General features: G+C 39.5%; 21 protein-coding genes. 16 read left to right on the forward strand and 5 right to left on the reverse strand.

Annotated features, from left to right (window positions below; all coding sequences use genetic code 11):
- The first annotated feature begins 113 nt into the window (after positions 1-113).
- The 4 genes from C8C84_RS04130 (at position 114) to C8C84_RS04145 (ending at position 2,127) form a co-directional block, all read left to right on the forward strand.
- Entirely contained in the window at positions 114-707 is a 594-nt protein-coding gene (locus C8C84_RS04130) for a 2OG-Fe(II) oxygenase (RefSeq protein ID WP_121312330.1), read from the forward strand.
- Positions 708-929: 222 nt separating this feature from the next.
- Entirely contained in the window at positions 930-1,313 is a 384-nt protein-coding gene (locus C8C84_RS04135; protein WP_147406810.1) for an HU family DNA-binding protein, read from the forward strand.
- Positions 1,314-1,387: 74 nt separating this feature from the next.
- Positions 1,388-1,657, forward strand: a complete 270-nt coding sequence (locus C8C84_RS04140; protein ID WP_121312332.1) for a helix-turn-helix domain-containing protein — start codon at positions 1,388-1,390, stop codon at positions 1,655-1,657.
- On the forward strand, positions 1,657-2,127 hold the full coding sequence (locus tag C8C84_RS04145) for a hypothetical protein (RefSeq protein ID WP_121312333.1): 471 nt from the start codon (positions 1,657-1,659) through the stop codon (positions 2,125-2,127). The genes C8C84_RS04140 and C8C84_RS04145 overlap by 1 nt, the downstream gene beginning before the upstream one ends.
- A 10-nt stretch (positions 2,128-2,137) precedes the next feature.
- Here C8C84_RS04145 and C8C84_RS04150 read toward each other — a convergent pair whose 3' ends face one another.
- Together C8C84_RS04150 and C8C84_RS04155 are read right to left on the reverse strand one after the other, a co-directional pair.
- A complete protein-coding gene (locus C8C84_RS04150; RefSeq protein ID WP_121312334.1) occupies positions 2,138-2,374 on the reverse strand; it encodes a hypothetical protein in 237 nt (78 codons plus the stop codon).
- 208 nt (positions 2,375-2,582) lie between these two features.
- Positions 2,583-4,598, reverse strand: a complete 2,016-nt coding sequence (locus tag C8C84_RS04155; RefSeq protein ID WP_121312335.1) for a M13 family metallopeptidase — start codon at positions 4,596-4,598, stop codon at positions 2,583-2,585.
- A gap of 310 nt (positions 4,599-4,908) precedes the next feature.
- Here C8C84_RS04155 and C8C84_RS04160 point away from each other — a divergent pair, with 310 nt between their 5' ends.
- From C8C84_RS04160 to C8C84_RS04200, 9 genes are all read left to right on the forward strand, one after another.
- The gene (locus tag C8C84_RS04160) at positions 4,909-6,366 is read left to right on the forward strand and encodes a CoA-acylating methylmalonate-semialdehyde dehydrogenase (RefSeq protein WP_121312336.1); all 1,458 of its coding nucleotides are present in this window, start codon (positions 4,909-4,911) and stop codon (positions 6,364-6,366) included.
- Between the two features lie 163 nt (positions 6,367-6,529).
- Positions 6,530-7,882, forward strand: a complete 1,353-nt coding sequence (locus tag C8C84_RS04165; protein WP_121312337.1) for an aminotransferase class III-fold pyridoxal phosphate-dependent enzyme — start codon at positions 6,530-6,532, stop codon at positions 7,880-7,882.
- 17 nt (positions 7,883-7,899) lie between these two features.
- Positions 7,900-9,351 carry an NCS1 family nucleobase:cation symporter-1 gene (locus C8C84_RS04170; protein ID WP_121312338.1) on the forward strand — a complete coding sequence of 484 codons (1,452 nt, stop codon included), beginning with the start codon at positions 7,900-7,902 and terminating at the stop codon, positions 9,349-9,351.
- Positions 9,352-9,432: 81 nt separating this feature from the next.
- Positions 9,433-10,815, forward strand: a complete 1,383-nt coding sequence (gene hydA, locus C8C84_RS04175; RefSeq protein ID WP_121312339.1) for a dihydropyrimidinase — start codon at positions 9,433-9,435, stop codon at positions 10,813-10,815.
- A 78-nt stretch (positions 10,816-10,893) separates the two neighbouring features.
- Entirely contained in the window at positions 10,894-11,757 is an 864-nt protein-coding gene (locus C8C84_RS04180) for a nitrilase-related carbon-nitrogen hydrolase (RefSeq protein ID WP_233549719.1), read from the forward strand.
- An 85-nt stretch (positions 11,758-11,842) separates the two neighbouring features.
- Positions 11,843-13,228 (forward strand): NAD(P)-dependent oxidoreductase, encoded by a 1,386-nt coding sequence (locus tag C8C84_RS04185; RefSeq protein ID WP_121312340.1) that lies wholly within the window; start codon positions 11,843-11,845, stop codon positions 13,226-13,228.
- Between the two features lie 37 nt (positions 13,229-13,265).
- A complete protein-coding gene (locus tag C8C84_RS04190; RefSeq protein WP_233549721.1) occupies positions 13,266-13,550 on the forward strand; it encodes a four helix bundle protein in 285 nt (94 codons plus the stop codon).
- Positions 13,551-13,662: 112 nt separating this feature from the next.
- Complete coding sequence (gene preA / locus C8C84_RS04195; RefSeq protein ID WP_121312341.1) at positions 13,663-14,931, forward strand: NAD-dependent dihydropyrimidine dehydrogenase subunit PreA; 1,269 nt, start codon at positions 13,663-13,665, stop codon at positions 14,929-14,931.
- Between the two features lie 110 nt (positions 14,932-15,041).
- Positions 15,042-16,277 (forward strand): M20 family metallo-hydrolase, encoded by a 1,236-nt coding sequence (locus tag C8C84_RS04200; RefSeq protein ID WP_121312342.1) that lies wholly within the window; start codon positions 15,042-15,044, stop codon positions 16,275-16,277.
- Positions 16,278-16,287: 10 nt separating this feature from the next.
- Here the strand turns inward: C8C84_RS04200 and C8C84_RS04205 are convergent, their stop codons facing one another.
- From C8C84_RS04205 to C8C84_RS04215, 3 genes are all read right to left on the reverse strand, one after another.
- The gene (locus C8C84_RS04205) at positions 16,288-18,273 is read right to left on the reverse strand and encodes a TonB-dependent siderophore receptor (protein ID WP_121312343.1); all 1,986 of its coding nucleotides are present in this window, start codon (positions 18,271-18,273) and stop codon (positions 16,288-16,290) included.
- Between the two features lie 57 nt (positions 18,274-18,330).
- A complete protein-coding gene (locus C8C84_RS04210; protein WP_121312344.1) occupies positions 18,331-19,185 on the reverse strand; it encodes a FixH family protein in 855 nt (284 codons plus the stop codon).
- A gap of 104 nt (positions 19,186-19,289) precedes the next feature.
- A complete protein-coding gene (locus C8C84_RS04215) occupies positions 19,290-19,664 on the reverse strand; it encodes a hypothetical protein (protein ID WP_233549723.1) in 375 nt (124 codons plus the stop codon).
- Positions 19,665-19,807: 143 nt separating this feature from the next.
- Between C8C84_RS04215 and C8C84_RS04220 the strand changes: the two genes are divergently transcribed.
- The 3 genes from C8C84_RS04220 (at position 19,808) to C8C84_RS04230 (ending at position 22,302) form a co-directional block, all read left to right on the forward strand.
- A complete protein-coding gene (locus tag C8C84_RS04220; protein WP_121312346.1) occupies positions 19,808-20,398 on the forward strand; it encodes a Crp/Fnr family transcriptional regulator in 591 nt (196 codons plus the stop codon).
- The gene (locus C8C84_RS04225; RefSeq protein ID WP_147406811.1) at positions 20,398-21,684 is read left to right on the forward strand and encodes a hypothetical protein; all 1,287 of its coding nucleotides are present in this window, start codon (positions 20,398-20,400) and stop codon (positions 21,682-21,684) included. Before C8C84_RS04220 ends, C8C84_RS04225 begins: the two co-directional genes overlap by 1 nt.
- A 66-nt stretch (positions 21,685-21,750) precedes the next feature.
- Positions 21,751-22,302, forward strand: a complete 552-nt coding sequence (locus C8C84_RS04230) for a fasciclin domain-containing protein (RefSeq protein ID WP_121312348.1) — start codon at positions 21,751-21,753, stop codon at positions 22,300-22,302.
- Positions 22,303-22,328: the final 26 nt, after the last annotated feature.

Below are 22,328 nucleotides of genomic sequence, written 5' to 3' on the forward strand. Positions count from 1 at the left end.
AGTGAGGGATAAGGGATAAGGGAAAAGGGAATATAACAGATTTTTTATTTGGCGGTTTAGCGGATTTAATAGACTACCTTACCAAAACTTGTCAAATCAAGTGTGGGTGTGTGATGGAAGATAGTTTTGAGACCTTGATTAATAGTTTTATAGCGAGTAAAGTGGGGATTGCGGAGCATTTTTTGAGTAAGGAGTTGTGCCAACATTTGAAAGAGAACATCCTCGCGCTGCAGGCGAACCATTTATTGGAAAAAGCCGGCATTGGCAACGACCTAAAACTCCAACACAACAGCCAAGTGCGAAGCGATGTGATTTATTGGCTGGATAAAAAGCACAACAACATACACGAGAATGCGTTCTTCGAAAAGATGGATGCCTTCGTCCTCTATCTAAACGAAAGTTGCTACACCGGCATTACGGGTTATGAATTTCATTATTCCTTATACGAAGCAGGTGATTTTTATAAAAAACACTTAGACCAGTTTCAAGACAACTCCAGCCGACAGTTCTCGATGATCAGTTACCTAAACCCCGATTGGGAAACCAAAGACGGCGGCGAACTACAGATTTACCAAAACCCAACAAACCAAACCATTTCACCTAATGCAGGGAAAACGGTGTTCTTTAGGAGCAATGAATTGGAACATGAGGTCTTGGTGACGAATGTGGTAAGGATGAGTGTTACGGGGTGGTTGAAGAGAGGGTGAGTTGTATTGTGGGTTTAGGAATATCGCTAAGACTAATAAAATATATTGATGCCGAATATTTTTTAAATTCCCGTACGGAAATGACCCAATTGCTGTACGGAAACAAACTCATTGCCGTACGGGAATTATAGAAAAGATGTACGGAAATTAAAAACAAGAGCAGGTACAGGCATAATTTTTGTTTTAAACCATTTGAAAATTAATCCTTATAGTTTGATTATTATGGCAGTACAATTTAAAATGGTAGCCAAACAAAACAATTTGGCTTCTCCACCGGAACTTAAATATTACCCTTGTGCGGTGCACCAAGGAGAAACAGATTTGGATGCTTTGGCCGAGGTGGTTGCCTCACGCTCAACCGTTAGCAAGGCCGATTGTTATGGGGTGATTATTGCCCTAACCGAGGCCATTGGTGAAACGCTAAAGGATGGACGTATCGTAAAAATAAACAGCTTGGGCACGTTTCAATTAGTATTGCAAGGCACGGCAGCCGATACTCCGGACGATTTAGGCAAAGTCAATATCAAAGGCAGCAAAATAGTGTACAAACCTTCTTCGGTTATTAAAAATAAATTAAAAGATATTAGTTTTAAGAGGTTGAGGTAGGGAGTGGTTGAAGAGGGGGTGAGTGATACATATTGTCTGTTGATCAAAACATACAATATGTATAGTTTTGTTTAATGATAAATGAATTTCTTTTAAATGAATTTGGCTCAAAAATCAAGCAATTAAGGCTTGATAAAAATATCAGTCAAGAAAAACTTTCTTTTTTGACAGGTTTCCACAGAACATATATAGGAATGATTGAAAGAGGTGAAAGAAATATTTCGCTTACTAACATGGCTGTCTTTGCAAAAGTTTTTGAAATAAATTTATCTGAACTGTTAGATTTTAAAGTTATAAATCCAAATCATAGTTTTAAAAATTATGATTTGAAATCTGAAAAATAATGTCAAGAAAACACTCGTTTGTATTGACATTATCAAATAATGTCACAGAAAAAGAAGGTGTAAATTATCTAATAGAAAATTACACGGGTTTTTTCAAAATTGACTTAGCAACAAAGAAAGAATTATTAGATTTATTAAAGATTGAATATAGATATTTACAAGCTTTTGATTTGATTTATGTTCCTGAAATGGTTGGAAGAATTGCCGATATGGGTTTTATCCAGACTTATTTAGAGGACATAATTTTAGTAGAATTAAAAACCACCAAAAAGTATTTGCCAGAAAACCCAAAAGGCTTTTTTTTTGGCGCAACTGAAAATGAATTTAATTTTGGTAAAATACTTGGTTCAAGATTTAGATTTTGTTTCGTTAGCCTGAATGAAAAAGGCTCTTCTTTTGCTTTTTTAACCCTTGATGAACTTGAAGAGAGAATAAAAAACAGAAGAATACAGTATCAGATTAACTTGTAAGAAGTTTGTTTTATTCTAATTCGCAATCTATTTCATAATACGAGTTTTTGAATTCTTCCTCTAACTCTGCTCTTGTATATCTATGATTTTTGTCAAAGACTATTCTTTCATTGACATCAAAAAAATAGTAATTCCTTCTTCTTTTGTAAATATTCCAAGTTGAGGTTAGTATTCCTTTTCTTTTGGTTAATTCTAGCCCAGAATTAGTATTACTATCTAGCTTTAATAAGATTTCTTTAATAGTCATGTTTTCATTTTTTCAAAAATATTCATTTCCTATTGATTGACCCGCCTACAATTGTATGCGTAAGTCGTGTTTGTTTGTAAAATTTATGAACAATACGTTTAGCCCTTCGACAGGCTCAGGGTGACAGTCGGGTTCTCGATTGGGTTTAGTTATAAAACAAAAAACCCCAACGTCTCCGTCAGGGTTTGTAATATCTTTTAAAATTCTTCTACCAAATCTTCACTCGCTTTTCAGGCGCTAAATACAAAGAATCGGTTGGTTTAATATTAAACGCTTCATAAAACTCCGGAATGTTGCGTACGGTTCCGTTGACTCTGAACAAAGCCGGTGAGTGTGGGTCGGAAGCAATTTGATTTCGTAAAGCTTCTTCACGAGATTTCTCGGCCCATACTTGTCCCCAACCTAGGAATACGCGTTGCATGCCGGTGAAGCCGTCCATCACCGGTGCTTCTTTTCCGTTGAGTGTGGCTTTGTAGGCTTTAATGGCGATGCTCAATCCGCCTAAGTCGCCAATGTTTTCACCCAAGGTAAACGCACCGTTTACATTCAAATCGGGGAAGGCTTTAAAGCTGTTGTATTGCTCTACCAACGCTCCGGTTTTCTTTTTGAACGCGGCTAAATCTTGTGGTGTCCACCAGTTTTTCATGACACCTTTGCCATCAAAAGTACTGCCTTGGTCGTCAAAACCGTGGCCAATTTCGTGACCGATAACAGCACCAATGCCACCATAATTTACAGCATCGTCTGCATTCAAATCAAAGAAAGGCGGTTTCAAAATCGCGGCCGGGAAGACAATCTCGTTTAACGAAGGATTGTAATAAGCATTTACCGTTTGTGGGTTCATGCCCCATTCGGCGCGGTCAACCGGTTTGCCCAGTTTGGCTAAGTTGCGGTTGTATTCAAATTCGGCTGCTCTTTGAGCATTTCCGAAAAGATCATTCTTATCAATTTTAAGCGCCGAGTAATCTCTCCATTTGTCAGGATACCCAATTTTAATCATAAAGTTATCCACTTTGTTCAAAGCTTCTTTCTTAGTGGCTTCACTCATCCAATCCAAAGTTTTGATGCTTTCGGCATAAGCTTTCAATAGGTTTTTCACCATACCAACCATTCTTTCTTTGGCTTCAGGAGAAAAGTGTTTTTTAACGTATACTTTCCCTACGACTTCACCCAAACCACCGTTTACCACTTCAACAGCGCGTTTCCAATCTTCTTGTTGTTTCTCGGTGCCATACAAGGTTTTGCTGTAAAACTCAAAGTTTTGGTTGTCCAAAGCCGTAGTCAAACCACCGGCAGATCGGTTGATTAATCCCCATTTTAGATAGGTTTTCCATGTGTCAATTGGGGTCGATTTGATAATGTTGTTTAAACTTTTAGTATATTCTACTTGAGTTACTACCAGATTTTTTTCTTTGTCTACTCCGGCACTTTTTAACATCGCTGTCCAATTGAAATCGGGCATCAGTGTTTTTAAATCTTTCACTGCGTAAGCATTGTACAATTTTACAATGTCACGCGTGTCTTCTTTTTTCATGTGTTGGGTCGCCAAGGTAGTTTCCAAAGCCATGATTTTGGCCGCACTTTCAGCCGCATTCGGCAGGTTGGTCAATTGGAACATCTTCTCAATATGCGCTACATATTTTTGACGAATGTCAGTCATTTTAGCATCGGTAGCCAAATAGTATTCTCTTTCCGGAAGTCCTAAACCGGCTTGCCAAGTGATCAAAGTATATTTCGTTGGGTCTTTAAAATCAGTGTACACCGAAACGTTAAACGGAACGGCCACACCGGTTCTGTTGGCCTTACCAAAATACGCTGCTAAATCGTCATAAGAAGCGATAGCGTCGATGGCTTTCAATTCGGGTTGGATAGGTGCAACGCCTTTAGCATCACGACCTTTTCTGTCCATAAACGAAGCATAGTAGTCTCCGATTTTTTGTTCGTCTGAACCTTCCGCATTGCTACCTTTAGCCGCTTCTTCGATAATGGCTTTGACGTCTTTTTGAGATTGGTCATACAGCATGTCAAAAGCGCCATAAGAAGCTTTGTCAGCCGGAATCTTGGCGGTTTTCATCCAAGCACCGTTGACGTAAGCGGCAAAGTTATCGCCGGGTTTGACCAGCGTATCCATGTTTTTTGTAGTGATACCCGAAGTGAGTTCTTTTTGGTTACAAGCCGCCAATAAAACGGAAGCTGATAACAATAAGATTTTTGTATTTCTCATAGAAGTTTTGAGTTTAATTAAAAAGCTAAGTTACTGTTTTTTTAAGAACGTCGCCACACCTTGACAGTGTTGCCTTGTAGAAATTTGTTTGGATTAATTGCTTAAACAAAAAGGAAAACCAATCGCCCTTGGGTTAGTGTGTAATCTATTGAATTTGTTACAATTCGATAGTTTTCTAACGGTTACCCTTGTTAATACTTAGGGTTTTCATCTAAAATTACCGAAATGATAATAATTCAGAGTTAAAATTTGTTTATTATGGAATTGTTATTACTTTTATTAAAATATTTGTAAAATAATAATAATTTAAATGAAATATTCAGCAATTCAGAATTACATCAACGGACATTTTGTTCAACCCTCTACTCCCAAAACTTTAAATGTCATTTCTCCCTTAGACGGGAGTTTTTTATCTACAGTCCCTTTGTCGAGCGCGAAAGATTTAGACGAGGCGGTGAAAGCTGCCCAAGCTGCGTTTCCGGCGTGGAGCAAAACCCCGATTAAGGAACGCGTTCAGGTGTTTTTCAGATACAAAGCGTTATTAGAAAAAAACCTAAAAGAGTTAGCCGAACTGTGTAGCGAAGAAAATGGAAAAACCTATGGCGAATCCGTTGCCGAAATAGAAAAATGTATCGAGCTAACCGAATTCGCCGCGTCATTACCACAATTAATCACCGGCGAATTACTAGAAGTCAGCAAAGGTGTTGAATGCAGAACAGAGCACGTGCCTTTGGGCGTTGTCGCTTCCATTGTTCCTTTCAACTTTCCTTCGATGGTTCCCAATTGGACGATCCCAAATGCGATTGCATTAGGGAATTGCATGATTATCAAACCTTCTGAAAAAGTGCCGTTAAGCTGTGGTCGTTTGGCTGAATTGTTAAAAGAAGCCGGATTGCCGGATGGTGTTTTCAATGTAGTTCACGGCGATGTAGATATTGTAAATGCGATTTGTGACCATCCGAAAATTGAAGCGGTTTCGTTTGTGGGTTCCACGAAAGTAGCGAAGATAGTGTACCAAAGAGCGACCCATAATTTAAAAAGATGTTTGGCTTTAGGTGGTGCCAAAAACCACTTAATGGTCTTACCCGATGCGATTCCGGATATGACGGCGCAGAATGTAGCAGCATCGATGTCGGGGTGTGCCGGACAACGTTGTATGGCGGCTTCGGCTATGATTGGCGTAGGCAATGTGGATGCCATTGTGTCCAAAATATGTGACGAAGCGCGCAAAATAATTCCGGGACAAAATCTTGGGGCGGTCATTAATAAAGAATCTCAAGATAGAATCGAAAACTATATCACCCAAGCTGAAAAAGACGGTGCCAAAATATTAGTCGACGGCAGAAACACCAAAGTCGCCGGAAAGGAAAACGGCACTTATGTTGGGCCAACGGTAATCGACTTCGTAACACCCGAAATGAGTGTGGCAACAGAAGAAATCTTCGGACCTGTAATTTCTATCATCAGAACCAAAACAGTTGACGAAGCTTTGGCTATTGAAAACAAAAATCCGTATGGAAATGCCGCGAGTGTCTTCACCCAAAATGGTGGCATGGCGCGTTACATCATCGACAAAGCCAGTGCGGGAATGATTGGCGTAAACGTTGGCGTTCCCGTACCAAGAGAACCGTTCAGTTTTGGCGGTTGGAACGAAAGTAAATTCGGCGTAGGCGACATCACCGGAAAAAGCTCGATAGAGTTTTGGACCAAATTGAAAAAGAGCACGATAAAATGGAATGCGGAAGCCGGTGTGAATTGGATGAGCTAGAAAAATTATGTTAAATGTTGAATGTTAAATTATTTAGGAGCTAATCCCGCTTTTCACTTCAATCTTTTATGCCGAAAAACGGCACAAAAGGATTTCCGTTGCAATCGGGGCTAGAAAATCTCATTTAAAATTCAACATTCAACATTCAAAATAAAAAATAAAGATGATTACAAAAGAACAAACCCTGACCAAAGAACAAATCATAAGCGATAGCAAAGAATTTAGTTTATTCTCGTGGTCAGCACAAGGAAGTGTCAATCCCATAGCAATAGAAAGAGCTGAAGGCGTTTATTTATATGATTACGACGGCAATAGAATCATCGATTTTTCTTCGGGCTTGATGTCGGTCAATATCGGTCATGGTGACCAAAGAGTTACCGAGGCAGTCGTAGAACAAATGCAGAAAGTAAGTTTTGTAACGCCAAGTTGCACGACGGAAATCAGAGCGAAATTGTCAAGAAAGTTGGCCGAAATCTGTCCGGGCGATTTGAATAAGGCGTTCTATACTTTATGCGGAACTTCCTCCATTGACAACGCGATTAAATTGGCAAGATTGTACACCGGAAGACATAAAATCATCGGAAGATATCGCGCGTTTCATGGCGGTTCCATTGGCGGCATGACCGTTGGTGGCGACCCAAGAAAATTAGCCAACGATTCCCAACAAATGCCAAATGCGGTGCATTTAGACGACCCGTATTATTTCTTTGGCATGAAAGATTTAGATGAAACGACCAAGTTGAATTTAAGTTTGGAATACGTAGAAAGAGTGATTCATCTCGAAGGGAAAACCAATATCGCAGCGTTCATTTTTGAAGGCGAAAGCGGTTCTTCGGGCTGTTTGCATTATCCGAAAGGGTATTTAAAAGGCGTAAAAGCACTTTGTGAAAAATATGGAATCCTATTCGTAGCCGATGAGGTCATGAGCGGTTTTGGCCGCACCGGAAAATGGTTTGGTTTCGAAAACCACGACATTGTTCCTGATATGGTTTGTATGGCGAAAGGATTAACCGCGTCTTATTTGCCGTTAGGCTGTTTGATGGTTTCGGATAAAATAGCCGCCAAATTTGAAACGACGCCCATGATGATTGGCTTAACGTATAACGGTCATCCTGTAGCTTTGGCTGCTGCTTTGGCTGTAATCAACATTTACGAAAGCGACCGATTAATCGAGAATACTCGTAAAATGGGAGCGTATTTAGAATCCAGAATCGAAGAGATGAGAAGTGAACATCCTAGTATGGGAACGTTCAGAAACACCGGATTGTTGGGTTGTTTAGATATCTTAAAAAATAAAAGCACAGGCGAATTAATCGCTCCTTATAACGCCGCAGGCGATGATTTAAAAGTAACGAACGCTATTGCGGGCAAGGTTCGCGAATTAGGTTTGTACACTTTCGTACGTTGGGGTTACATTTTTATTGCACCGCCATTGTGCGTCACGGAAGCGCAAATCGATGAAGGTTTAGCGATTATCAGTGAAGCTTTAAAAATATCAGACGCAGCCTTAGTATAAACAAACTCTAACCCAACATGTCCGAAAACCTAAATCATACAAATTCGTCTTTGTATAGTGAAGACTTGGCGCCGGTTTCAGCCGAAAAGCGAACTTGGACCACATGGAATTATGCTGCCCTTTGGATCAGCATGAGTCTTTGTATTCCGACCTATATGTTATCGAGTTCGCTGATAGAAGGCGGCATGAATTGGTGGCAAGCGATATTGACTATCTTTTTAGGAAACACGATTGTTTTAATCCCAATGATTTTAAACGGTCATGCCGGAGCCAAATATGGGATTCCTTTTCCGGTCTTTGCCAGAGCGAGTTTCGGAACAATGGGTGCCAATATTCCGGCATTACTCAGAGCGATAGTTGCTTGCGGTTGGTTCGGTATCCAAACTTGGATTGGTGGTTTTGCCATTTATCAAATGATGCGTTTGTGGATACCAAGCATAGAAACGTTGCCGCAAATATTTCCTGATTCTTGGGGTTTGCAAACCGGACCGGCGATATGCTTTTTGCTGTTCTGGTTGCTGAATATGTATGTGGTGTATTTGGGCGTTGATAGCATTCGAAAATTGTTGGTATTCAAAGCCATCTTTTTACCGATGGCGGCTTTAGCTTTATTGTTTTGGGCGATTAGCGCTGCGAATGGTTTGGGACCGATTTTGGAAACCCAATCTAAATTCACCAACTCCGTTGATTTCTTCCATTTCTTTTTTCCGGCGCTGACTGGAATGGTAGGTTTTTGGGCAACATTGTCTTTAAACATTCCCGATTTTACCAGATACGCGACTTCGCAAAAAGCACAAATCAAAGGACAGATTTACGGGTTGCCAACGTCGATGACGCTATTCGCCTTCGTTGGTGTTGTTGTGACTTCGGCTACGACGATTGTTTTCGGAACAACGATTTGGGATCCGGTGATATTGGCTGGGAAGTTTGATAGTAAGTTATTGGTAAGTCTTGCCATGATAGCCGTAGCAATTTCAACTTTAGCAACCAATATTGCCGCAAATATTGTCAGTCCGGCGAACGATTTCGCCAATTTATCTCCAAGTAAAATCGATTTCAGAAAAGGCGGTTATATCACAGGGATTATCGGAATTATGATTTTTCCTTGGAAATTAATTGCCGACCCAACGGGTTATATTTTTACTTGGTTGGTAGGCTATTCGAGTTTGCTAGGACCGGTTGGTGGTATCATGATAGTCGATTATTATTTCATCCGAAAACAGACCTTGGTCGTGGATGATTTATACAATAAAAACGGCATTTACAGTTTTTCCAAAGGGTTCAACACCAAAGCGATTTGGGCATTGCTCCTCGGAATTCTCCCTAATGTTCCCGGCTTTTTCTTAACCATCAAAGTAGTAGATAACTCCGTTTTCCCGGAATGGATTTCAGGCTTGTATCATTATGCTTGGTTTGTAGGCTTTGGGATTAGTGGACTAGTGTATTATGTTTTAATGAGAAAAAAATAAAATTATGTTGAATGTTAAATGTTGAAGGCTAAATGAAAACCCATTCAACATACAACATTCAGCATTTAACATAAAAAGAAAATGAGTGTTTTAATTAAAAACGGAAGAATCATAACCGCTACCGATGATTATGTGGCAGATATTTTTATAGAAGGCGAAACAATTTCAGCCATAGGTAAAAATTTTAACGTTCAAGCCGATGAAGTAATCGACGCCTCAGGAAAGTTAGTCATGCCGGGTGGAATTGATCCTCACGTGCATTTGGATATGCCGTTTATGGGAACGTACAGCAGTGACAATTATGAAACCGGAACCCGAGCCGCATTGTATGGTGGAACGACAACTGTGATTGATTTCATTCTGCAAACCCAAGGCAAAAGCCTACAATCCGCGTTACAAGAATGGAAAGGCAGAAGTGATAACAATGCGGTAGGCGATTACAGTTTTCACATGGCGGTGACCGATTTCAATGACGAAACCAAAAAAGAAATCCAGCATTTTATTGAAGTCGAAGGCATCACTTCTTTCAAAACATTTATGGCCTATAAAGGCGCATTGATGATTGATGACCGCCAAATGGTCGGCTTGATGCAAGAAGTTAAAAAACGCGGCGGCTTAATCAACGTTCACGCCACCAATGGCGATATGATTGATTTCTTGATTGCCAAGCACAAATCAGAAGGCAAATTATCACCCTTATACCATTATTTATCCCAACCCGAAGTCACCGAAGCGGAAGCCAGCAGTCGCTTTGCCGATATGGCGGATTACACCGGTTGTCCCGGTTATATTGTTCACCTAACTTGTGAAGGTGCGTTAAACGCAGTGCGATTTGCGACTCGCAGAAACCAACACGTATTCGTAGAAACCTGTATTCAATATTTGATTTTGGATGCGAGTTTGTATGAACAAAATTTTGAAGGAGCTAAATGGGTTATGTCGCCGCCTTTGCGTGAAAAGAAAGACCAAGAAACGCTTTGGGCCGGATTGAATCAAGGTTTAGTCAATGTTGTGGCAACCGACCATTGTCCGTTTATGTGGGAACAAAAATTAATGGGAAAGGACGATTTCTCTAAAATCCCAAATGGCCATCCGGCAATCGAAAACCGAATGGAGTTATTATTTAGCGAAGGCGTAAACAAAGGCAGAATCACGTTGAATAAATATGTAGAAGTCGCTTCAACCAACGCAGCCAAAATCTTCGGCATGTTCCCGAAAAAAGGAACCATTGCCATAGGAAGCGATGCGGATATAGTCTTATTTGATGCCCATGAAAAACACACGCTTTCCGCCAAAACGCATCACATGAATGTGGATTACAGTGGTTATGAAGGTTGGGAACTGACCGGAAAAGTAAAAACCGTTTTGTTGCGAGGCAAAGTAGTAATTGACAATAACGAATGTAAAGTGCAAAAAGGCTACGGCCAATTTGTGAAACGAAATAAAGTGGACGGGAAGATATAATTATGTTGAATTTTAAATTTTAAATGCTAAATGAAAAGGCATTCAACATGCAACATTCAACATTCAAAATAATAAAAGATGAGGATAGTAAAATCAGGCTTAATCCAATTGAGTTTGGCCAAAACCGAAGGCGAAGGCACGATTTCCGAAATTATGGAAGCGATGCTGCAAAAGCACATTCCCTATATCGAAGAAGCCGGAAGACAAGGCGTTCAGATTTTGTGTTTTCAGGAGATTTTTAATACGCCTTATTTCTGTCCCGGACAAGACAGCGCTTGGTATGCTTCGGCAGAAAGTGTGCCCGGTCCAACGACAGAAAGAATGCAGGTTTACGCCGAGAAATATGACATGGTGATTGTTGTTCCGGTGTATGAAAAAGACCAAGCCGGCGTTTTATACAACACTGCTGCGGTTATTGATGCTGATGGAACGTATTTGGGTAAATACCGCAAAAATCACATTCCGCAAACGGGTGGTTTTTGGGAGAAGTTTTTCTTCAAACCGGGAAATTTAGGTTATCCTGTTTTTCAAACCAAATACGCTAAAATCGGCGTTTACATTTGCTATGACAGACATTTTCCTGATGGTGCCAGATGTTTGGGATTGAACGGTGCCGAAATTGTTTACAATCCATCCGCCACAACCGTTGGACAATCCCAAAATTTATGGAAACTCGAACAACCGGCACATGCCGTGGCCAATGGTTATTTCATGGGTTGTATCAACCGAGTAGGCATTGAAAAACCTTGGAACTTGGGACGCTTTTATGGTACATCTTATTTCGTGAATCCGTTGGGTGAAATTTTCGCCTGCGCTTCTGAAGATAAAGATGAGTTGTTGGTAGCCGAATTCGATTTGGATTTAATAGAACAAATCAGAGCCAAATGGCAATTCTACCGAGACCGGAGACCCGAAACTTATGGTGAAATTACAGCACCTTAGAAAATAATTATGTTGAATGTTAAATGCTAAATTTTGAATGAAAGGCATTTAACATTCAAAATTCAAAATTTAACATAGAAAAAATATGAGCATAAAAAATAACCGATTAACCCCGGCCGAATACCAGGAGAACTTCACTGATATTCATCCGCCATTTGAAACCAGAGATGCCGCTGTGGTGGAAGCCAACCGTTGTTTGTTTTGTTACGATCCGCCATGTATGAAGTCGTGTCCGACGTCTATCAACGTACCCAAATTCATCAGACAAATCACGACGGATAATATTAAAGGCTCAGCACATACCATTTTTTCTTCCAATATTATGGGCGCGGGATGCAGTAAAGTGTGTCCGGTAGAAAAATTATGCGAAGGCGCTTGTGTCTATAATTTAATGCACGAAACGCCTATTAATATAGCCAAACTCCAACGCTATTCGACTGAAAAAGCGATGGAAAACAATTGGCAACTCTTCGATAGAAAGCCATCAAAAGGCAAAAAAGTCGCTATTGTTGGTGCCGGTCCTGCGGGTTTGAGTTGTGCGCATACTTTGAGCCGTGAAGGAATCGATGTGACCATTTATGAAAAAGAAAGCAAAGGCGGTGGTTTGATGACTTACGGTATTGCCGCTTATAAAGTAACGCCTGAATTTTGCGAAGAGGAGGTGAATTACATCACTTCCATTGGTGGCATCGACATCAAATACAATCAAGAATTTGGCAAAGACGTCACTTTGGAACAATTACAACAAAACTACGATGCGGTTTATATGGCGTTCGGAGTTGGATTGGCGCGTCAATTAGACATTGAAGGCGAACATTTACAAGGTGTTGAAGATGCGATTAAATTCATTTACGAATTACGCGATAATGATTATTCCAAAATTGCCGTAGGCGATAAAGTAGCCGTAATCGGAATGGGAATGACTGCTATCGATGCCGCTACGCAAGCCAAGAGATTAGGTGCTTCCGATGTGACTTTGGTGTACCGAAGAACACAATCCGAAATGCCTTGTACTGAAAAAGAATTGGACATTGCCAAACTCGACGGTTGTAAAGTAATCTGGTTGGCATCTCCCAAAGAAATCAGAGGCGAAAACGGTAAAGTCTCTCAACTGGTTTGCGATGTAATGAAACTCGGCGAACCCGATGCCAGCGGCAGAAGAAGTCCGGTAGTTTCGGGAGAAACTTTTACGCTAGATGTAGATATGGTCATCAAAGCTGCCGGGCAAATGCCTTTCCAATCTTTGGTGAATGACAATAATATCGAAAACAACAACGGCAAAATTGTCGTTGATGGAAAATCATCCGCTAAGATAGCCGGTGTATTTGCCGGTGGCGATTGCGTCAACGGCGGAAGAGAAGTGGTCGATGCGGTACAAGCCGGAAAAGACGGAGCCGCCGCTATTTTAAAATACATCATCAGTCCGGATTATATCATCGAATCCGAATTAAAACCAACTTTTAATAACTAAATTTATGATGAATGCTAAATGTTAAATGTTGAATGGAATGAAAACAGAGAACAAAATAGTAACCTTAACTTTTGATTTTTCTATTGCCATTATTGGTTTGTATAAAACTTTATTAGATCAAAAAGAGTGTGTGATTTCTAAACAATTACTTCGAAGCACCACTAGCATCGGAGCGAATGTGGAAGAAGCCAATGCCGCTCAAACTAAGAAAGATTTTATTGCGAAAATGTCGATTGCTTCAAAAGAGGCCAGAGAAACAAAATATTGGTTACGGCTTTTAGATAAAAGTAAGCTGGTTCCCTTAGATTATTCAACATTTTAATACAGATTGAGCACATCATCAACATCATAACCAAGATTGTAAAAACAAGTCAAACGTCTTTACAATAAGAAACATTCAAAATTCAACATTCAAAATTTAACATAATAAAATTATGGCAGATATATCAACCGATTTTTTAGGCATAAAATCTCCAAATCCGTTTTGGTTAGCCAGTGCGCCACCAACCGATAAATTAATCAATGTTGTCCGTGCTTTTGAAGCAGGTTGGGGCGGCGTGGTTTGGAAAACTTTAGGTTCCCAAGTCAAAAATGTGTCTTCGCGTTACTCTTCTGTGGAATATGGAAGAAAACGCATCATGGGTTTCAATAATATAGAATTGATCAGCGACCGACCTTTAGAAATCAACCTCAAAGAAATCACCCAAGTCGTAAAAATGTTCCCCGACCGAGCGATGATTGTTTCGCTGATGGCAGATAACGACCGAAAATCATGGCACGATTTAATCATGAAGTGTGAAGATGCCGGAGCGATGGGCTTTGAATTAAATTTTGGTTGTCCTCATGGTATGACCGAAAGAGGCATGGGCGCCGCCGTTGGCCAAGACCCGGAAATTGCCAAAATGGTAGTCGAATGGGTAATGGAAAAAGCCACGATTCCTGTAATTACTAAGCTTACGCCCAATGTGCATTCCGTTGTTCCAACCGGAAGAGCAGCGGTTGAAGGCGGAACCAGCGCACTGAGTTTAATCAATACCATACAAAGTGTCACCGGAATTGACTTGGATACTTTAGTGCCCAATCCCTACGTAGCCGGAAAAAGTGTTTTTGGTGGTTATTGCGGTCCGGCGGTGAAGCCGATTGCTTTAAAAATGCTTACGACTGTTGCGCAAGATGAAGTAACCAACAAAGTGCCGATTTCCGGAATTGGTGGTGTTAGTACTTGGAAAGATGCGGTTGAATTCATGTTGTTAGGCGCGACTTCAGTACAAGTTTGTACCGCAGCCATGACGCATGGTTTCCGAATAGTAGAAGACATGTGCGAAGGTCTAAACAACTGGATGGATGAAAAAGGCTATCAGAAAACCACCGATTTCATTGGCAAATCTGTAGAAAAAATCACCCATTGGGAAGACTTGGACATCAACTACCACCACATTGCCAAAATAGACCAAGACAAATGCATTCATTGTGGTTTGTGTTACATCGCTTGCGAAGACACGTCACACCAATCCATTAACATCGAAAGAGGTATTCCATATAACAATTACACGATTAAAGAAGAGGAATGTGTAGGCTGTAATTTGTGCAAATTAGTTTGTCCGGTTGATGAATGTATCACGATGGAAGTCCACCGAGTGGCTCCCGAATATGTGAATTGGAAAGATTGGCAAGAAAGAGGTTTGCCGTTAAATGACCACTAGAAATTATTTTAAATGTTGAATGAAAAACTGTAAAATCATTCAACATTTAGCATTCAAACCCGAGGCGCAGCCGAATTGTATGGAGCGCCGCGGAATAAATTCAACATAAAATGAAAATAAATTCCGCTCGACTAGAGCAATACTTCGAAGCCATGAGCTTAATCGGCAAAATTGGCGAAACCGGCACTTGTCGTCCTGCGCATACTGAGTTGGAAAAACAAGGATTTGAAATCGCCGGTTCTTGGATGAAGGAAGCCGGTATGACCGTTCGCATCGATAATTTCGGAAACCTAATCGGAAGACTCGAAGGCAAAAATCCTGACTTACCTGTTTTGATGATGGGTTCGCATCTCGATTCCCAACCTTACGGTGGTCGTTTTGATGGCGTTGCCGGAGTGCTTTGTGCGATTGAAGTAGTGAAAACTTTACATGAAAACGGCATCGTTCCGGAAAGAAGTATCGAAGTCATTTCTTTTGCTGATGAAGAAGGGTGGCGCTTTAACAAAGGCTTATTCGGATCGCGCGGCATTTTAGGAAAACTCGAAGAAGGTGAATTAGAACGCGCTGATGCAGCAGGGATTACTCGCGGTCAAGCGTTGGTAGCTTTTGGTTGCGACATCACCAAATTCAAAGATTCAGAATACCAACCCGGAAGCATTTTTTGCTTTTTAGAATTGCATATTGAGCAAGGACCGATTTTAGATTTGGCCAATAAACCTATCGGAGTCGTTTCCGGAATTTCTGGACCGCTTTGGTGGACCGTCAAGCTCAAAGGAATGGCTGGGCATACCGGTTCTGTTCCGATGCCGATTCGGAAAGATGCGTTGGTTGGTGCCGCCGAAATCATTGTAGCCGTTAATGAAATAGCCAATCAAGTTCCCGGAAATCCAACCGTTGGAACCGTTGGAACGCTGAATATTTTTCCGGCATCCAGAAATATTATTCCCGAGGAAGTAACTTTTACGGTTGATTTGCGCGACATCGATTTGGAAAGAAGAAACCGTTATGAAAAGCAACTTCGCGATAGAATAGAATTCATTTGTGCTAAACATAAACTCACTTACGAAATCTCTGAAGACACCAAAAGCGATCCAAGATATTGTGCTGATTGGATTAAAGAAATCATCCACGCCGAATGTCAAAAACTACAATTAGACGAAATCGAATTGATGAGCGGCCCGTTTCACGATGCGTTGGCGTTGTCTTATGTCTGCGATTACGGAATGATATTTGTGCGTTGCAAAGATGGCATCAGTCACAATCCACTCGAATATGCTTCGTACGAAGATTTGGCGATTGGTGCTAATGTTTTATTAGGAACGGTACAGCAAATTCTTAATCGATAACAGTTTTATCTTATAGGCTAAAAGTTAAATTAACGAAAATATTTCTTCCCATACGCGGGATTTTATTCCAGTCGGAGTAAGTCGTATAATAGTTATCCAATATATTTTCGGCACCTATTTTTGTATATAATTTACTTCCTGCAAACGAAAATTTGTACCCGAAATTAGCATTCAGCAAGGCAAAATCAGGTGTTTTAGTTTCTCCATAAACAGCGCCAAATTGGTTTTGGGTAACATTACCAACACATTCCAAAGTGGCATTGAATTTCAATTGAGTGTAACTCAAAGCCGTTTTGTAACTCAAAGGATTGATGAGTGGCAAATCATTGTTATTGCTGTCTTTTCCTCGGCTGTACAATAAGTTTACGTTCCATTTCCACTTTTTGCTAAAAGTCCATTCCGCGTTAAAATCGACATTGAAAATGGTTGCATAATCCAAAGCCGTATACAATTTTACGCCATTGGCACCAATGGTCATCGGGACTAAAATATCATCAGGAGTTCCTATGATGTAATTAGTGATATGAAAATAGGAAGAAGTGATTTTGGTACTGATTTTTTCTTTTTTGTAACCAAAGAAAATATTGCTTTCGAATGATTTTTCGTTTTTCAAGTTCGGGTTGCCAATATAGTCAAAGCGGTCGGAGCTGTTGAAAAGATAGAATCCGTAGCCTTCGGAAACCGATGGTGCTCTTTCGCCATATCCACCCCCAAAGCCATATTCCCAATTGTTTTTATTGTAGTTGTAATTGACCGCCATGCTTTTTAAGAAACGCGATTTTTGGGCTTCCATTTCGGGATAAAAAATTTGCAGACTTTGCAATCCGAAATCACTCGCAACCTCATTGGTATGACTGCCAATAGAAACCGAAATTTTTAAACCGGAATGGCAATTAAATACCCAATTGTCCTCAACAAACAAACCGGTGAAAAAAGTGCGCACATCGGGCCAAGTATACATGAACATGCTGTTTTCATTAGGGTCAGCAGGATACATGGTCATTTCTGCTACTGACTTGTTGTAAAACGAATTCAGATTGGCTAAAAAGTGATGGTTGTTTTTCAAACCGCTGATTTTGGAATACATCCCAAAAGTTTCGCTCCAACCCGGCATGTCCATGTGAATGGGAACTGATGGTCGAGTGGTATCGTCCATTCGGTGTGTTATGGTGTTGAAATAAATTTTGGTTTCCCAGTCTTTTAACAAAGGTGATTTCGGCAATATTACATATTTCAGCGAAGTGATTAAGGCTTCTGCCAAAGAAACATCCATAGGCAAAGCCGGATAACCAACATCAGTAGCTTTATCATAAATCACTGAAGCTTCAATCAATTGGTTTTGACGGAATTTAAAACCCGTAGTACCGGAGAAATTGAGTTTCCTGAATTGGGAATACAATATTTCTCTATTGTTTCCGGCATTATAATTCTCGGCTTCTCGAAACATAATATCAGTATCAAAATAGTAAGTACTGTCGGCAAAATTGACAGACGAACCGATTATTTTTTGACGATTGTTAGATTCAAAACCGGTGTTTAGTGCGAAATTCCAATTTGGTGTTCCGAATTTGCTTTGGGTGCGTTTCAAATCAATAGCGCCTCCAATGGTTGAACCGAAACAGCTGCCTTGTTGTCCTGAATTTACAGTCGCTTGAGAAAGATTCGACACTTCTACATAAGAAGTGATTGGATCCATTTTATCCGTACAAGCGCCAAAAATTCGCATCCCGTCAATGGTAATTAGGGTTCTTTCAGTAGCCATGCTATTGATAATGGGTTCCCAAGCATAAGCGCCGCGTTTGACCAAATCGACTTTACTTCCTTTGTCTAAAAACTCATCGATAGTAGCAAGAGATTTGGTTAATTTTTCGTGGATTTGGGTTTTTTTGCCAATGACAATTACTTCTTTTAAATCTTTGGGCAACAAAGAGTCTTTTGCTTCTTGAGCATAGGAGATGAAGCCATTGAGTAATAGCAATAGGATAATTTTTTTCATCACAGTTAGATTTAAAAAGGTCTCACTAGTTTGTCAGCAAGACCTTTTTGAGTGGATTTAGAATTCGATTTCGAAGAAAATGCTGCTTTCCAAAACGCTTTCGGTAATGGCTTCGCCTTTTAAAACCGTGGCTTCGGCATTCAACAATTGCAAGTTGATTTTCCAATAACCGGTCATGGTTAAGGAAAGTTTGCCTTCGTATAAGCCGCCGTCTGCTTTTTGAGTAGCGTCAACATTATTCGGTGAACTGTGGTTGCCCATGCTTGGCATTCTTGGGTCTATTTTTACGGTATAACCATTTACAACCGGGAAGTTCATCATATCTTGCATTTTCCATACGCCAAAAACGACATCATTAACAGCGACTTTAGGGTGGTGTGGTTCGGCATAAGCCACGATGTATTTTGCACCATCAGTACCGGTAAAAGTATTCACTCTTCTTTTAACTGAAGCCGGAACATCAATCACAGAAGTAGCGGTGAAATCCGTTCCATTGATGGTGTAGTCTACTTTTAAATCCCAGTATTCGGTTGCGTTTTGAGCCATTTGAAAAACAATGTAACCGTTATATAAAGTGCCGTTAGTAGTAACTTTTTCCACCGTCGATTTCGGGCAAGAATGGCTCATCATAGCCATGTGCATTATTGGCATCCAGTTTACTTCGGCATTTGTAACATAATTACCGCTAGTGTTGTCTTTGATTCTAAGGGAAATTTCGTTGAAGCCTTGCTCCAAACTCCCTAAATGAGAATACAGTTCAATAGTGTGTGTTTCGTTAGAGAATTCTTTGAACTTTGTGAGTTCGGCTAATTCATCGGTTGGCGTGTTGTCATCATCAGAAGAACAAGCGGTAAATGTCATTGTAATGGCCAATAAAAAGAAGGCAAGCGTATATTTTAATAAGGTTTTCATTTTTGTAAATTTTAGATAATAAGAATTTCATTGGAACAACTTCCAATAGTTTTTGGACAAGAATCGTCCAGTCAATCTCAGTAAGATTGATAAAAATTTAAAATTTAAGCCGAGAAAGTTGGCGGATGAAAAACGGCAAACCCATTCAAGTGAAAGTAAAGATTGGAATAGTAGTCGCCAATAGTGTTTTTAGGCTGACAATAAGATTGTCTTGCAATAAGCGGTTGGATTTCCTCAAAAAACAACACTTCTGTTTCGTGAAGTTGTATTTTTTTTGTGGGTGAAAGGGGTTTTTCTTGCTCTGAAGCTTTGGCCAATTCTTTCATCAACTGACACTTTCCGTTACACTTCAGTTCAGGTTTGGCTTTGTTTTCACAAAGTACTTTTGAGATGTAATCATAGTTAATGATGTAATCTGCTACCGGAAGTATCGGTTTCAGGAACATGACAAGTGCTATTATGATTACTAAGTTTTTCACGAGACAAATTTAAGCAGGAAAAGGCGGCTTTTTATATGATTATGGTCATATTTTTAGTATTTTTATAAAAACTAATTTTGTAACATATAGTAGAGATTACTGTTCATAAAGGCAGTTAGCTCCATAAAATACTCAAAATCAAAATGCAAATAGACTTAGATTTACTCTTCACTTGGGGCGCTATAGCTAAGGAATATAAAAAGGGCGAAATGATTTTTTGTGAAGATGAGATGGCCAACTTTTATTTTCAAATTATCGAAGGAAGTATTAGGATGTACAATTCCAATGACGAAGGCAAAGAGTTTACACAAGGCTATTTTTCGGAAGGTCAAAGTTTTGGAGAGCCACCTGTGTTTATCAATGAAATTTATCCTTCGACCGCTGTAGCTTTTCAAGACAGTAAAATAATTAAATTGTCCAAGGACAAGTTTTTAAAAATCTTGGATGAATATCCATCCATACAAAAACAATTTTTAAACTTGATGTGTCGTCGCATTCACTCAAAGACAATTACCTCTAAGGACATTATCAATCAAAAACCCGAATTCAGAATAATGGCCTTTTTAAATGCAAATAAAAAAGGAAAACTCGGATGTGAAAAAGAGCAAGTGCCTTTTACTCGACAAGAGATAGCCAATTTTACAGGCTTGAGAGTTGAAACCGTAATCAGGGCTTTATCAAAAATGGCCAAAGCCAAAAAAGTTGACATTATCAACCACAAAATATTTTACTAATGAACTTCAATAGTAAGTTTTGGTTAAAATTCTCTCTCATTAACTTGTTGATAGTTGCGTTTCTTGGGCTTTTGATGCGATATAAAATTGGTTTCGAATTTCCATTCTTTAACCAAAAAAATCTTCAACATTCCCATTCTCATTTTGCCTTTGCCGGTTGGATTAGCCATACATTGATGGTGCTGATGGTTGGGTTTTTGGAGAAAAGAGGAGGAAGGCTCTTCGACAGCACTCAGACTGACAAAAAGGGGATAAGGGAAGAGGGAAAAGGGATAAGGTTGATGATTTATAATAAGATTTTTATAGCCAATTTGATTTGCGCTTATGGCATGTTGGTCTTTTTTATTATTCAAGGTTATGGAGCCATGTCAATCGTGTTTTCTAGTGCTTCTATAGTTGTGGCGTATATTTTTGCATATCAATATTGGAAAGATTTAAAAAAGGTTGACCAAACATCGCTTTCTGTTAATTGGTTTAAAGGCGCGATTTTTTTTAATGTTATTTCTTCCTTGGGCACTTTTGCTTTAGCGTATATGATGGTTAGTAAAAATATTCATCAAAATGAATACTTAGCCTCAATTTATTACTACCTGCATTTTCAATACAACGGTTGGTTTTTCTTTGCCTGTATGGGATTGCTGGTATGTTTTCTCGATTTAAAAACCACTGATTCGCCTTTTATTAAAAAGGTGTTTTGGCTGTTTTTCATCGCTTGTCTTCCGGCTTATTTCTTATCCACACTTTGGTTAGATTTGCCACTGTGGATTTATATTTTAACCGTAATTTCCGCTTTTCTTCAAGTTTTTGCGTGGTTTCCATTTTTAGTTATTTTGGTCAAAACTAAAAAAACTGTTCTTGAAAACTATCCTTTCTTTCTGCGATACATCATCCTATTTGTAGCCATGGCTTTTAGTATGAAGTTGTTGTTGCAATTGGGTTCAACTGTTCCGGCACTTAGTCAAATGGCTTTTGGTTTTCGACCTATTGTTATTGCCTATTTGCATTTAGTTTTATTAGCGGTTATCAGTTTGTTTTTGTTGTTTTACATTTATGCCAATCATTTCTTTTTTATCCATAAATCCATCAAATTTGGGATTACACTTTTCTCTATCGGCGTTTTTTTAAACGAATTATTGTTGGCCATTCAAGGGATTGCATCGTTTAGTTATACCGTAATTCCGTACGTAAATGAGATGCTTTTTGGTATAGCATTGATACTTGTTTCAGGCATTGGTATCACTGCTTTTTATTCGATTAAAAAAGTTAAAATCCCTACAGTTTTATGAGTTGAATCATAAAATAACTGTTTCATAGTTAGGTACTTTGTGTGTATAAACCAAGTATTTAATATTATGAAAAATTCCATTAAAATTTTGCTTTTAGCTTGTTTTTTTGCTACTGTTGGTTGCAAACAAAACAGCGAAACTCCAGTTGAAACCACCGAAGCCATAGAGACCCAAAATGTAGGTCAGGAAGGTGTACAAGACGAAACCTCCAATCCAAATATTGTTCAGGTGGCTTCCGGAAGTAAAGACCACACTACATTAGTAGCGGCTGTAAAAGCGGCTGAGTTAGTAACTTCTTTAAGCAATGCCGGACCTTTTACCGTTTTTGCGCCAACCAATGCCGCTTTTGATAAATTACCGGCCGGAACCGTTGATGATTTATTAAAACCGGAAAAAAAAGCCGATTTGCAAAACATTTTAGGCTATCACACTTATGTGGGAACCTTGAAGGTAGAATACATGCAAGAAGGACAAGAGTTTGACATGGTTTATGGAGGCAAAGTAAAAATCACCAAGCAAGGCGAAAAAACTTTTGTAAACGGCTCTGAAATTGTAGCTTCGATTGAAACTTCCAACGGGATTATTCACGTAATCGGAGACGTCTTACTTCCAAAATAGGATAATTATTAATTCAAATCTTGTTT

This window comes from Flavobacterium sp. 102 (assembly GCF_003634615.1).
GTDB lineage: Bacteria > Bacteroidota > Bacteroidia > Flavobacteriales > Flavobacteriaceae > Flavobacterium.